At 71.0% G+C, this 12,444-nt stretch carries 11 protein-coding genes; 8 read left to right on the forward strand and 3 right to left on the reverse strand.

Translation table 11 applies throughout. The features are described 5' to 3' along the window. Nucleotides 1–104 precede the first annotated feature (104 nt). Complete coding sequence (locus tag D2L64_RS09380; RefSeq protein WP_119574465.1) at nucleotides 105–563, forward strand: DUF4260 domain-containing protein; 459 nt, start codon at nucleotides 105–107, stop codon at nucleotides 561–563. Nucleotides 564–729: 166 nt separating this feature from the next. Here the strand turns inward: D2L64_RS09380 and D2L64_RS09385 are convergent, their stop codons facing one another. Beyond that, complete coding sequence (locus tag D2L64_RS09385) at nucleotides 730–1,920, reverse strand: hypothetical protein (protein ID WP_119574467.1); 1,191 nt, start codon at nucleotides 1,918–1,920, stop codon at nucleotides 730–732. 251 nt (nucleotides 1,921–2,171) lie between these two features. After that, nucleotides 2,172–2,555 carry a VOC family protein gene (locus D2L64_RS09390; RefSeq protein WP_119574469.1) on the reverse strand — a complete coding sequence of 128 codons (384 nt, stop codon included), beginning with the start codon at nucleotides 2,553–2,555 and terminating at the stop codon, nucleotides 2,172–2,174. Nucleotides 2,556–3,400: 845 nt separating this feature from the next. Between D2L64_RS09390 and D2L64_RS09395 the strand changes: the two genes are divergently transcribed. The 7 genes from D2L64_RS09395 to D2L64_RS09425 are packed head-to-tail and all read left to right on the forward strand — an operon-like array spanning nucleotide 3,401 to nucleotide 11,039. Beyond that, entirely contained in the window at nucleotides 3,401–4,582 is a 1,182-nt protein-coding gene (locus D2L64_RS09395) for an aminotransferase class I/II-fold pyridoxal phosphate-dependent enzyme (RefSeq protein WP_199714479.1), read from the forward strand. Further along, nucleotides 4,579–5,565 carry a UbiA prenyltransferase family protein gene (locus D2L64_RS09400; protein WP_119574473.1) on the forward strand — a complete coding sequence of 329 codons (987 nt, stop codon included), beginning with the start codon at nucleotides 4,579–4,581 and terminating at the stop codon, nucleotides 5,563–5,565. The genes D2L64_RS09395 and D2L64_RS09400 overlap by 4 nt, the downstream gene beginning before the upstream one ends. A 1-nt stretch (nucleotide 5,566) precedes the next feature. Further along, nucleotides 5,567–6,616 (forward strand): thiamine-phosphate kinase, encoded by a 1,050-nt coding sequence (locus D2L64_RS09405; RefSeq protein ID WP_119574475.1) that lies wholly within the window; start codon nucleotides 5,567–5,569, stop codon nucleotides 6,614–6,616. Beyond that, nucleotides 6,616–7,608: an NAD-dependent epimerase/dehydratase family protein gene (locus tag D2L64_RS09410; protein WP_119574477.1), complete on the forward strand. Its 993-nt coding sequence runs from the start codon at nucleotides 6,616–6,618 to the stop codon at nucleotides 7,606–7,608. Before D2L64_RS09405 ends, D2L64_RS09410 begins: the two co-directional genes overlap by 1 nt. Next, the gene (locus tag D2L64_RS09415; RefSeq protein WP_119574479.1) at nucleotides 7,595–8,515 is read left to right on the forward strand and encodes a diacylglycerol/lipid kinase family protein; all 921 of its coding nucleotides are present in this window, start codon (nucleotides 7,595–7,597) and stop codon (nucleotides 8,513–8,515) included. Before D2L64_RS09410 ends, D2L64_RS09415 begins: the two co-directional genes overlap by 14 nt. A gap of 20 nt (nucleotides 8,516–8,535) precedes the next feature. After that, the gene (locus tag D2L64_RS09420) at nucleotides 8,536–9,852 is read left to right on the forward strand and encodes a glycosyltransferase (protein ID WP_119574481.1); all 1,317 of its coding nucleotides are present in this window, start codon (nucleotides 8,536–8,538) and stop codon (nucleotides 9,850–9,852) included. Beyond that, entirely contained in the window at nucleotides 9,849–11,039 is a 1,191-nt protein-coding gene (locus D2L64_RS09425; protein WP_119574483.1) for an acyltransferase family protein, read from the forward strand. Before D2L64_RS09420 ends, D2L64_RS09425 begins: the two co-directional genes overlap by 4 nt. Before the next feature lie 55 nt (nucleotides 11,040–11,094). Here the strand turns inward: D2L64_RS09425 and D2L64_RS09430 are convergent, their stop codons facing one another. Beyond that, nucleotides 11,095–12,435 carry a cytochrome P450 gene (locus tag D2L64_RS09430; RefSeq protein ID WP_158603484.1) on the reverse strand — a complete coding sequence of 447 codons (1,341 nt, stop codon included), beginning with the start codon at nucleotides 12,433–12,435 and terminating at the stop codon, nucleotides 11,095–11,097. Nucleotides 12,436–12,444: the final 9 nt, after the last annotated feature.

Here is a 12,444-nt window from a genome sequence, read left to right on the forward strand (position 1 = left end):
GTGCTGCGGGGCGGCGGCTTCGCCGACGGCGTGATGTCGGCCGTCAATCGGAGGTACGGTCAGCTGCGTCCAGCAGAGCCTTCCGACCGACGCCGAGGGGTGAGATGCCGTACCTGAGCCCGATCGCCGCGCAGCGTATCGAGGCCGCTGCCGTCGCGGCTCTCGCCGTCGTCGTGACCGTCGCCGCCGGGTACCCGTGGTGGTCGCTGCTCGCGCTCTTCCTCGTCTTCGACCTGTCCATGCTCGGGTACCTGCGCGGGCCACGGCTCGGCGCCGTGTGTTACAATCTGGCGCACTCCTACGCGGTGCCGGCGGCGCTCGGCGCGATCGCCGTGGCCGCGGCCGGGATCGGCGACCGGATCGACTGGCTCGGCGTGCTGGCCGTTGCGTGGGTGTTCCACATCGCCGTCGATCGCGCCCTCGGTTACGGCCTCAAGACGGCCGAGGGCTTCGAACACACCCACCTCGGGCCGATCGGGCAGGCCAGGCGGGCCCGGGCGACGGCCGGCACCGCGGCGTCGGGCGGGCCCGGCACCGGGATCGACGACGACCCGGCACGGTGAGCCCACGCCAGCGCCGCCGCGCGGGCCGACGGACCTGCCTCAGGACGACCAGCGGACGACGGTTGGCCGGAGCGGGTCGGGCCGCGCTGGACGGCGACGGGGGAACAGCCGTCCCGACTCGGTGTCGGGACGGCCATCCCGTTCGTGGCGGCGGTGCCGCCCGTGCCTAGGCGCTTCGGTTAGTCCAGCTCCAGTGGCTGCCGTTCCACCATCGGCTCCACAGGTTGCCGCTGGTGTCCCGGAGGAAGATCGCCGGTCGGGTGGAGTTCTGCGACGCGAGGACCGCGGCGCCGTTGAGCGTGGGCCGGAACGGTGGGCTCTGGTCACTCCAGTACCAGTCCTGCCCATCCCAGTAGTTGATCCACAGGCCACCCCCGTCGGTGGCGAAGAAGGAGTACGGCGACGTGCCGCCGACCGAGAGAGCGCCGAGCGTGCCGGGAACCAGTCGTTGTCCCGGTGGTGCGCCCATGTTGCGCCATTGCCACTGGCTTCCGGTCCACCAACGTAGCCACACGTTGTCGTCGCCGCCGGTGGCGAACAGGTACGGCCGGGCGTCCGGTGCGGCCTGCACCGCGCTGTGGGCGCCGAAGGCGGTGCTGGCGTCGGTGAGCAACACACCGTCGGGTCGGCCGAGGTCGACCCAGGGCGCGGGGGCGTCGTCGAAGCGCGTGCTCCAGAGGTTCCCGAAGTTGCTGACCGCGTAGACCTGCGGGGTGCCGTCCTCCAGCAGGACACCGACCGGCCCGGTGGCCGCGATGCCGTCGGGTGGCGAACTGATGTGGGTCCAGTTCCACACGGCGCCGTTCCACCAGTTGACCCACACCGTCTCGTCGCCGTCGCTACGAACGAAGAGGTACGGGCTGGTGCCGTTCACCGCGACCGCCGCGAAGCTCGGCCAGCTCACGAAGTTCGCTCCCGGTGGGCTGCCCTGGTTGCGCCACTGCCAGCTCGTGCTCGACCGCCACAGGCTCCACACGTTCTGGTCGGTGCCGAGAAGGAAGGCGTACGGGCGGCTGAAGTTGTCGACGACCGTCACGCCGATCGGCGTCCGCAGGCCGACTCCGGCAGGCGTGCCCATGTTCGACCAGTTCCACTGCTCCGACTCGTCCTGCCAGTTGATCCAGAGGTTCCCGTCGGTCCCGACGACGAAGACGTACGGATACCTGTCTCCGACCGCGACCGCCCCGACGACCTGCCGCGTCGTCGGGACCGCGCTCGTCGAGACGCGCGCGAGCAGGAGTTGGTCGCCGGGCGCCGCCGCGCCCGCCCCCCCGGGGGTGGCGCCCACCGCCGTCGCGGCACCCACGGCGACTGCCGCCGCAACGGCCAGACCGGTGGCCAGGATCCGTCGCGTCATGGTTGTTTGCATACTGTCCTCTCGTGGCAGGAGCATCCGCGACAGTAGCGTGAATGAAGCTCGGGTTGCCGCAGCCGGAAAGGCGACCCGAGCAACTTGCTGACATCTGCCCGTCGCCCATCTCGACGGCCCGCTGACCGCCGGCCGCACGCAGCGCCCGGTCCGGATGCGCCCCGATCAGCACGCACCGCCCCGCCACCCGCCAGGTCCGCCACCTACGCGACGGTGAACGCGCGACACCGACGGTGCGGCTACTCCCATGTCTGGGACAGCGACGCGAAGGTGTCCGGGTCGCCGTGGCACGGAATGACGCAGACGAGGTGGCCGCCCGGGGCCCGTAAGGTCACGCACTCCAGCCAGCGGCCGACCTCGACGGCGCCGAGTGCGATCAGGCGGCGCGTCTCGGCCTCGACGTCGTCGGTCTCGATGTCGACGTGATATCGGGCCGGACCATCGACGGCCTGGACCGCCAGAATCATCTCGGGCAATGCCCGGTGCAGGGCGGTGAACTGCGGCTCGTCGGGGACTGTACGTGCCGGCACGCCAAGTGCTTTCGACCAGAAGGCGATGGATGCGGGTGCCGCACCGCTTGGTACGTCAATCAGGATCGTCGAGAGTCTGCTGCGATGCGCCACGGTCAATCATTATCCACATTCAGCTGAACATTCGCCCGCCACATCGTGACCGCCGACGCAGGCGAAGCCGAGCAGTCGCGCCAGCCGGATGGCGCTCCCCCATCGGCGTGCCCGGCCGGCCGGGGGCCATGGTCGCCTCATCGACGGACGGAAGGACGGCTCGACGGCGTACCCGGCGCCGCCACCCGGGACGGCGCCCGGGCACACAAGTCGATTCACCGACGACTATTCATTGATCTTGCCGAACCGACGACGTGAACCTTGTCATGCCCTCGCTCGTCGCCTGACGTACGTCGCCTGCAACAACAGCACGAAGCGCGGCGGCGGGGAGGATCCGTCGACCGAAGTGGGGTGGACTTGCGCTGCGGACCCGGCGTAGCATCCTGCCCCATAGAGATCGTCAAGCGACTGCCGCTGGTGATTCTCCACAGCGGGACGGGGGAGGTAACGGTCTATGCACAGCCACCGAGAAGTCTTTTTCCTCGCGCTGCCGTAGCAACGCGCCAATCGGTTTCGGCCTTGACTTCCGGAGGCCATCGCAAGCCCCTGTTGGCCTGATGCCGACTGATGTTCGCCAGCCGCGAAGCTAATACGGACCGCGGTGGCCCGGATTACCGCCTCGCCTCCGGAATGGCGACACACCACACCCCGGCGACCTCATGGCGAGGATCCAGGAGCGCGCCGAAGGGCACCCGCCTTCCCCCGCACCGCGGCTACGCGCCGCCGGCCTCCGTCGCCGATGCGCGGCCGCTTGGCGCGCTGTCGTCGCCGACAACTGGGGCAGCAGGTCCGCCACCTGGCCAGACGCACACGGGGCACCAGACGAGAGGGGTAACCGAACCGTGGTGACAGTGGACATCTTCGGTCGCTGCCGGTCATACACCGAGAGCCGGGAGGCCCGCGCGGCCCGGCTGTACCCGTACTTCACTCCCTTCGAGGGGCAGGACGCGACCGTCGCGCAGACCGCGGACGGCGACGTCCTGATGTGCGGCTCGAACAACTACCTCGGACTCACCTCCGACCCGCGGGTGAAAGCGGCTGCGCAGGCGGCGATCGAGGAGTACGGATCGTCGCGTACGGGCTCACGGCTACTCAACGGCAACACACCCCTGCACGAGGAACTGGAACGCGAACTGGCCGACTTCCTCGGCATGCCGGCCGCGCTGGTGTTTCCGACCGGCTACCAGGCGAACGTCGGAGTGATCGCGTCGCTGCTGTCGCGACACGACGTGGCCATCCTCGATCGCGAGGCGCATGCCTCGGTCTACGACGGCTGCGGCATGAGCCGGGCGAAGACCCGCCGGTTCGCCCACAACGACATGGACGACCTGGAGCGGCAGTTGGCGGCCAGCCCTTCGGACGCCGGCCGGCTGGTCGTGGTGGACGGGGTGTACTCGATGGCGGGCGATCTGTGCCCGCTGACCGAGGTGGTACGGCTGTGTCGGCAGTACGGCGCCCGGCTGCTCGTCGACGACGCGCACGGCATCGGGGTGCTCGCCGAAGGCCGGGGTACCAGCGCCCACTTCGGCGTCACCGATGAGGTCGACCTCGTCACGGTCACCTTCAGCAAGTCGCTGGCGTCGATCGGTGGTGCGGTGCTCGGTCCGGAGGATGTCATCGAGTACCTGCGCCACCACGCGCGCAGCCTCATCTTCAGCGCCTCCGCCACACCGGCCAACCTGGCCGCCGCGTACGCCGCGCTGCGCATCCTGCGGGCGCAGCCGTGGCTGTGCCGCCAGGCGGTGGAGAACGCGTCGTACGTCCGTCGGGAACTCACCGCCCTGGGCTACGAACCGTTCCCGAGCGAGACGCCGATCGTGTCGGTGCGGCTCGACGGCATGCAGCAGACCCTGCGCGCGTGGCGCAACCTGCTGGACCGCGGCGTGTACGTCAACGCGGTGGTCCCCCCGGCGGCGTCGCCCCGGCTGCGCGCGAGCTTCTCCACCACGCACACCCCGGAGCAGCTCAAGCGCGTCGTCGCCGCGTTCGCCGAAGTCCGCGACCTGATGCCCCTGGAGGATCGATGACCGTCAGCCAGCTCGAACCCGCAGTCACGACCCGGGATCAGGCGGTGGCCTGGGCGCGGATGTGGCGGCTGCACTTCGTGCCCTTCTCGCTGTCGGCCGGTCTGGTCGGCATGACCGCGCCGCCGGCCGGGGCCAGCGCCGCGAGCATCGTGATCGGGCTGCTCTTCTGCACCCTCGGATACGGCGTCGGCGTGGTCATCAACGACTGGTTCGACCGCAAGGCCGACGCGGTGAACGCTCCGGACCGCCCGTTCGTCACCGGGGTGATCAACCCTCACGTCGGCCTGGGGGTGACGCTCGCGTTGTCCACCACCCTGATGGTGGTGGCCGTCGTGGTCGCGCCGACGCTGGCGCTGTGGGGCGTCATCGCGATCGGCGGGCATCTGGTCTACTCCTTCACCAAGCGCATCCCGATGCTGGGCAACCTCGTCAACGGCGTCGACATGGCGCTGTTCACGGTGCTCGGCGCCGTGGCCGTGCGACCCGACGCCGGATGGCTCGACATCCCGGCGGTGACCTGGTTCCAGACGGCGCTCGTCGCGGTCGTGTTCAGCGGCTTCTGCCTCGTCGGGTACTTCAAGGACATCGAGGGCGACCGGGTCGCGGGCTACCGCACGCTGCCGGTGGCCATCGGCACCAGGGCCTCCGCCCGGATCGCCGTGGTGTTCCCGGTGGTGGCGGTGGTGGCCGCGGGCGCGGCCGCCGTGGCGGGCGCCGATCGTACGGGTGCCTACGCCGAGATCGTCTTCTGGGCGCTCCTCGTCGCGTCCGGGCTCGGGTTCACGCAGAGTCTCGTGACGCTCATCCGGGCACCGCAGACCCGGGCGTACGAGGCGCTGGTCTGGTTCATCCGGGCGACCACCCTGTTCTTCCTGTCGCTCGGCGCGCTGCACCGACCGACGCTCTTCCTCGTCGTCGCCGTTCCGATGCTGGTGTATCTGGAGCTGACGCTGCGCGCGACCCAATCGTCCCGGCAGGCGTGACGTGACCTCCACCGCCTGGAACCGGTTGTCCCTGGACGCGGCCGAGGGCAGCCTGATCACCGCGATACGCGAGTGCATGGTCCGGTCGCCGCGGCAACTCAACAGCGCCTTCGAGGCCGACGCCGAACTACTCGACCTGGGTGCCGCCGGGCTGCTGGCGATGACGGTCGACACGTTGAACAACGGTGCCGAACTCGCCACCGTCAGCACGCCGTACGCGAAGGGCTGGTTGACCACCACCGTCAGCGTCAGCGACCTTGCCGCGGTGGCCGCCGACCCGGTCGCCGTGCTGGTCTCCTGCTCGCTGCGCCGCGACAGGTGGACCCTCGACGACGCCCGCGAGTTCGGGCGCGGCGCGTCCGACGCCGCCGAACGGTACGGCTGTCACGTCGTTGGCGGCGACACCAACTGGGCCGAGGAGGAGAGCTTCACCTCGTGCGCCCTCGGCACCGTCCCGCGCGGATCGGTGTTGAGCCGGATCGGCGCCCGGGCCGGCGACGCGCTGTACGTGACCGGCCCGATCGGCGCCGGCAACGCGGCCGGGTTCCGGGCCCTGGCCTTGGGCGGGCCGGGGGCGGGCGAGCCGTGGCTGCCCGAGGCGCGGGTGGCCGCGGGCGAGCCACTACGCCGGTACGCCCGGGCGTGCATCGACACCAGCGACGGGCTGACGAGTGCGGCGGTCAGCCTCGCCGAACTCAACGGTCTGGGCGTGGAGGTGGTGCTACGCGACGAGGTGTATGCGCCGGTCGTCTCCGCCATCGCCGACTCGACGTACCTGCCTCGGTGGTGTTCGGCCGCCGCGGAGTGGGGCGAGTTCGAGCTGCTGTACGCGGTCGATCCCGCCGACGCGCAGCGTTGCTCCCAGGCGTTGGCGGAGCGCGGCCTGCAGCCCGTCCACGTGGGACAGCTGGTCGCCGGCCCGGAACTGCTGTTGTTCGACGAGTCGGGCGAGCGCCGAGAACTGCGGGACCTGCTGCTACGCATGCGGGCGCTCGACCCGGCCGGTTCGTTGCTGGCCGACCTGCGTGCCCTGCTGGCAGAGGGCGCGTGATGGGGTCCGGTGTCGCGCTGGTGACGGGGGCCACCGGCTGTGTGGGCCGCGCGGTCGCCGCCGCGCTGCGGGACCGGGGATGGTCGGTGCGCGGGCTGGTGCGGGCGCCCGTGCCGGGGGCGAGCTACGCGGCTCATGTCGGTGACCTGACCGATCCGGCGTCGCTGCGCGGCTCCTGCGCGGACGTGGAACTCGTGGTGCACGCGGCCGCCGATCTGACCGACTGGCGACCCGGCCGTCGGATCTGGCGCGTGAACCAGGACGGCACCCGCGCGATGCTGGACGAGGCGCGGCGCTGCGGCGTCTCCCGATTCGTCTACCTGAGCACGGTCGACGTCTTCGGTTTCCGGCCGGCGAAGGTCATCGACGAGTCGTCGCCGCGACGGGTGCCGCGATACCCGTACCCGCGGTCGAAGGCAGCCGGGGAGGACCTGGCGTGGTCTTACCACGGAAACGGCCTGGACGTCACTGTGGTTTACCCCTCCTGGGTGTTCGGCCCCGGCGACCGCAACTTCCTGCCCGAGCTGGTACGCGGGCTGCGGAACAACAAGCTCGTCCAGTTCGACCGCGGCGCGCCCCCGATCGAGGTGACCTACAGCGTGAACCTGGCGGAGGCGATCGTGCTGGCGGGCACCTCCCCCGAGGGCGCGGGTGGCCGGTTCATCGTGGGCGACTCGTACGGTCTGTCCCTGGGGCAGCTGTTCGCCGCGGTGGCCGAGCGGATCGGGGCACGGCCACCGACCGCCTCGATCCCCTTCGGGGCGGCACTGGCCGCCGGAGCCCTGTCCGAAGTGGCCGGGTGGGCCGCCATCGGCACCCGATCCGGCCGGCCGCTGCTCACCCGCTACGCGGTGCGGTCCGTCGCCGGGGGGATGCGGTACGACGTCGGCCGGATCCGGTCGATCGGCTACGCACCCCGGTTCGGGTTCGCGGAGGCGCTGTCCCACACCCTGACGGAACTGGCGATGGAGCAGACGCATGGCCGCCGATGAGCAGGACCGGGTCGTCTGTGTCGTCAACCCCTCCTCCGGGGTCCGGCGCGGGCGCACGACCGAGCAGCGGATCGCCGCGGAACTACCCGACGCGCAGTGCTGGGTCACCCGCTACCCGGGGCACGGCATCGCCCTCGGGCGGCAGGCGGTCGAGGACGGGTACGGCACGGTGGTGGCGGTCGGCGGCGACGGCACGCTGTCCGAGGTCGCCAACGGGATGCTGGCGGCGGGCGGCGAGAAGGTGCGGCTCGGGTACGTGCCGGCCGGTACCTGCAACGACTTCGCTCGCGGCCGGCGGCCGGTCGCCCACCTCGGTGGCCTGCTCGACCGCACCCGCGACCAGCAGACCGACGTCGGCACGGTGACCTTCACCCGGCCCGACGGTACCCGGGGGCACCGGTACTTCCTCGTCGGCGGCACGGTCGGCCTGATCAGCGTGATCGGTCAGCGGTTCACCGAGAAGACCCCGGTCAACCGGGTGCTCAAGCGGCTCCACCTGCCACTCGCCGAGACGGCGTCCAGCCTCCGGACGCTCGCCCGCTGGCGGCCCGTGGCGGTGCGGTTGGAACTCGACGGCGAACCGTCGCACCGGATCATCACCAATCTCGCCGTGCTCAAGGTGCCGTACTTCGCCGGTGGGCTGACCTTCGGTCGTCCCCGGCCGGCACGGGCGGGACACCTGGACGCGGTACGGGTGGCGGGTGTCGGCCGGGTCGGCGTGGTCGGGCTGATGTGGCGGGTGTTCCGCGGCGCCGCTGCGGGACACCCGGCGATCCACCTCCAGGAGGTCCGCACCGTACGCGTCGACGCGGACCGCCCGCTGCCGGTGGAGGTGGACGGCGAGATCGTCGGATCCACCCCGGCCGAGTTCTCGGTGCATCCGTCGTGCCTGACGACGGTGGTGTGAACCCAGCAAGGGAGCGACCCATGTCCACTCCGCGCACCTTCCACATCGGGCTCGTGGTCCCCGACTACACCGGTCACCTCAGCCCGATGGCCACGCTCGGCAGAGAACTACTCCGTCGGGGCCACCGGGTCACCCTGGTGTCCCTGCCGGACGCCGCGACGAAGTCGTTCACGGCCAGGTTCGGCTTCGCGCCGATCGGCGAACGCGAGTTCCCGGTCGGCTCGCTGGCCCGCTTCGCCGAGGAACAGGGCCGGCGCAGTGGCCTGGCCGCGATCCGCTTCATCGTCCGTGGGTACGTGCGCGAGGTCGAGGTTCTGCTGCGGGATCTGCCGGCCCTGGTGGCGCGGCACGGTCTGGACGCGCTGCTGGTGGACCAGGTCTACGGCGCGGGGAACTCCGTCGCGGAACACCTCGACATCCCGGTCGTCAACGTCTGCAACGCGCTGGCGCTGAACACCGAACCCGGGGTGCCGCCGTTCATGACGGCCTGGCCGTACCGTCCCTCGCTGCTGGCACGCGCGCGCAACATGCTGGGCGACCAGGTGGTCGCCTGGGTCATCCGGCCGGTGCTGCAACGGATCAACGAACGTCGCGCCGAGTGGGGCCTACCGCCGGTCGACGGAGTCAACGACGGCTCGGACCTCGCGCAGATCACCCAACAACCGCCGTTCTTCGACTTCCCGCGTAGCCGGCTGCCGGACGCGTTCCACTACACCGGGCCGTTCCACGACCGGGACAGCACCGAGCCGGTGCCGTTCCCGTGGGAGAAGCTCGACGACCGTCCGTTGATCTACGCGTCGATGGGTACCCTCCAGAACCGCCTCCCACGCGTGTTCGAGGTGATCGCCGAGGCGGGTGCCGGACGCGACACGCAACTGGTCATCTCCCTCGGCAGCACGGACGCCGAGCCGCCGACCGACCTGCCCGGCAACCCGCTCGTGGTCCGGTACGCGCCACAGCTGGACCTGCTGGCGCGGGCGGCTCTCGTCATCACGCACGCCGGAATCAACACCGCGCTGGAATCGCTCGCCCACGGCGTACCGATCGTGGCGCTACCCGTCGGCAACGACCAGCCGGGCGTGGCCGCCCGGCTCAAGTACCTCGGCGTGGGCGAGTTCATCCCGGTGCACAAGGTCACCCCGGCGCGGCTGCGGGCGGCGATCGACACGGTGGGCGGCGACCCCGCCTACCGGGCGAAGGCGCAGCACTACCAGCACCGGATCGCGGAGTTGGACGGGGTGCGGCGGGCGGCCGACATCGCGGAGGAGGCGTTCCGGACGCGCCGGCCGGTACGCAGACAGGAGTTGTCCGAGACCACGGAGGGTGGCCGCCGATGACAGCGCAGGCGGGACGAATGGCCCGGCAGTTGCCGACGCTCAACGGGCTGCGGGGGGTCGCCGCGGTCACGGTCTTCTTCTCCCACACGACGTTGTTCGGCTTCTTCGCCGACGAGCGGATCGACGACTGGTGGTACGGCGCCCTCAGCCGTACCGGATCTGCCGCTCTCGGCTTCTTCTTCATCCTCAGCGGCTTCGTGCTGACCTGGTCGGCTGCCGACTACGAGCCGAAGCGCCGGTTCTGGCGGCGCCGGGCCGCCCGGATCCTGCCGAACCACCTGGTCGTCTGCGCCGCGGTGATCGTGCTCATGATCCTGGTCCGCGGCGGCGCGCCGCTGTGGCCGACGCTGGCGAACGTCACGCTGGTGCAGAGCTGGATTCCGAACGAGTTCATCTTCAACGGGATCAACCCACCGAGCTGGTCGCTGAGCTGCGAGATCTTCTTCTACGCCTCGTTCCCGTGGCTACTCGCGGGGTTCCGACGGCTCTCCCCGGCCTGGCTCTGGTCGATCGCGGGTGGCATCGTCGCCGCGACGCTGGTGGCACCCGTCGTCTCCACGACGTTCCTGCCGGCCGAGCCGACGTACACCTACGCGGACGCCGCGTTTCCGCAGTTCTGGTTCGTGCAGCAGTTCCCGTTGATCCGGATGCTGGACTTCGTCCTCGGGATCGTCATCGCCCAGCTCGTCATGCGGGGCAAGTGGTTCCGGCTGAGCCTGCCCGCCGCCGCCCTGATCACGGTGGCCTGCTACGGCGTCTCCCAGGTCGTGCCGCTGCTCTACTCGGTGGTGGCGGCGATGGTCGTCCCGCTCTCGTTGCTGGTGGCGGCCGCGGCCCGGGCGGACGTCGAGGGGCACCGTTCACCGCTGCGCGGGCGGGTCGCCGGCTGGCTGGGCGACACGTCGTTCGCGTTCTACCTCATTCACATCCTGGTGTTGTACGGCGCCGGCAACATAGCCCCGGACGGCTTCGGCGTCGCCGCCGCGCTGGCCGTCATGCTCGGCGCATACCTGGTCACGCTCGGCCTGGCAGGGCTGCTGCACTCCGGCGTGGAGCGGCCGATGATGCGCCGGTTCGCCAGCTCCCGCCCCCGCACGCGGGCCGCCGACCCTCCGCCCGCCGCGCCGCCCGCCATCGAGCCGTTGCCGGTGACGACGGGTGACGGGACGCCGGTCGCCGAACGCTGAACGACCGTCGGAGGATGCCCCGGCTGATCCGGCCCGGATCAGCCGGGGCACCAGCTCACCGGAGGGTCAGCGTGGCCCGGACCGGGCCAGCGGGACGCAACGTGACCCTCGGCACGACCGCCAGCCGCTCGTCGCGGGTGTCGACCCGGTAGCGGGCGAGCAACGCGCTCAGCAGTGCGGTCATCTCCAGCAGCGCGAAGTGTTCCCCGATGCAGCTGCGCGACCCGCCGCCGAAGGGGAAGTACGCGTAGCGCGGTCGTTCCTGCCGGCCGAGGAACCGGTCGGGCTCGAAGCGCTCCGGATCGGGCCAGAACTCGGGATGCCGGTGGGTCACCCAGGGGGTGATCACCACCTTGGTGTTGGCCGGGATCCGGTAGCCGGAGACGACGACATCGGATTCGGACATCCGCTCCATGCTGTACACCGGCGGGTACAGCCGCATTCCCTCCATGACGGCGGCCCGCACCAACTCTTCGTCGCCGGTACCGATCGCGGCCACGACCCGCTCCTGCACCTCGGGATGCCGACCCAGCAGGTGCATGGTGAAGGCCAGCCCGGCCGACGTCGTCTCGTGCCCGGCCAGCAGGAACACCAGCACCTGGTCCCGGATCTCTTCGATGGACAGCGCCTGACCGGTCTCCGGGTCTTCGGCCGCGAACAACCGACCGAGCAGGTCCTCGTTCTCCGCACCGCCCGCCCGGCCCTGGCGGTCGGCGATGATCCGGTCGACGATCTCGTACTGGGTCGCGCGGACCTGCCCGATCCGGCGCGCCCGCGGCGTCGGCCAGCTCAACGGCAGCTTGACCACCTGCAGGGCGCGCGCCAGCGCGAGGTCACCCAGAATCGGCATGAGCTCCTGCAGGCGGGGGACGACCTCGTCGATGTCGTCGCCGAACAGTGCCCGGCCGACCACCCGCATCGTGTAGCGCTGCATGACCTGGTACAGGTCCACGACGGAGCCCGCGGTGACCGCCAGCTCGTCGACGACGCGGGCCGCCTCGTCGGCCATCAGCTCGGTGTAGCGGGCCACCCGGCGCGGCGTGAACAGCGGTTGCAGCGTGCGCCGCTGCCGCCGCCAGCGGTCTCCTTCGCTGGTCAGCAGCCCCTCACCGATGAACTCCCGAAGGATCTCGTACGCGCTCGCGCGGCGACTGAAGACCTGCGGCGTGGTGAGGACCTGGTGGATGCCGTCGGGGTGGTGCACGTTGATCACGTCCACGCTCACCGCGCGTGGCCCCCGAGGCAGACCGACGTGGTAGGCCACCACGTCGCCGTGCTGGTGGAACCCGTCCAGGATCGCTCCCAGCAGGTCGTCGCGGAGCGCCGGCAGCATGCCGAGGAGCGGATGCCCGGTCGGACCCGGTACGGCGGCGGCCTTGGACAACTGTGTCGTCACGGTGATCCC

It is taken from the genome of Micromonospora radicis (assembly GCF_003583405.1).
Lineage (GTDB): Bacteria > Actinomycetota > Actinomycetes > Mycobacteriales > Micromonosporaceae > Micromonospora > Micromonospora radicis.

Excerpts from the sequence above, each read along its gene's own strand:
- D2L64_RS09380 (WP_119574465.1), top strand. The coding sequence starts at position 105 with ATGCCGTACCTGAGCCCGATCGCCGCGCAGCGTATCGAGGCCGCTGCC.
- D2L64_RS09385 (WP_119574467.1), bottom strand. The coding sequence starts at position 1,920 with ATGACGCGACGGATCCTGGCCACCGGTCTGGCCGTTGCGGCGGCAGTC.
- D2L64_RS09400 (WP_119574473.1), top strand. The coding sequence starts at position 4,579 with ATGACCGTCAGCCAGCTCGAACCCGCAGTCACGACCCGGGATCAGGCG.
- D2L64_RS09410 (WP_119574477.1), top strand. The coding sequence starts at position 6,616 with ATGGGGTCCGGTGTCGCGCTGGTGACGGGGGCCACCGGCTGTGTGGGC.
- D2L64_RS09415 (WP_119574479.1), top strand. The coding sequence starts at position 7,595 with ATGGCCGCCGATGAGCAGGACCGGGTCGTCTGTGTCGTCAACCCCTCC.
- D2L64_RS09420 (WP_119574481.1), top strand. The coding sequence starts at position 8,536 with ATGTCCACTCCGCGCACCTTCCACATCGGGCTCGTGGTCCCCGACTAC.
- D2L64_RS09425 (WP_119574483.1), top strand. The coding sequence starts at position 9,849 with ATGACAGCGCAGGCGGGACGAATGGCCCGGCAGTTGCCGACGCTCAAC.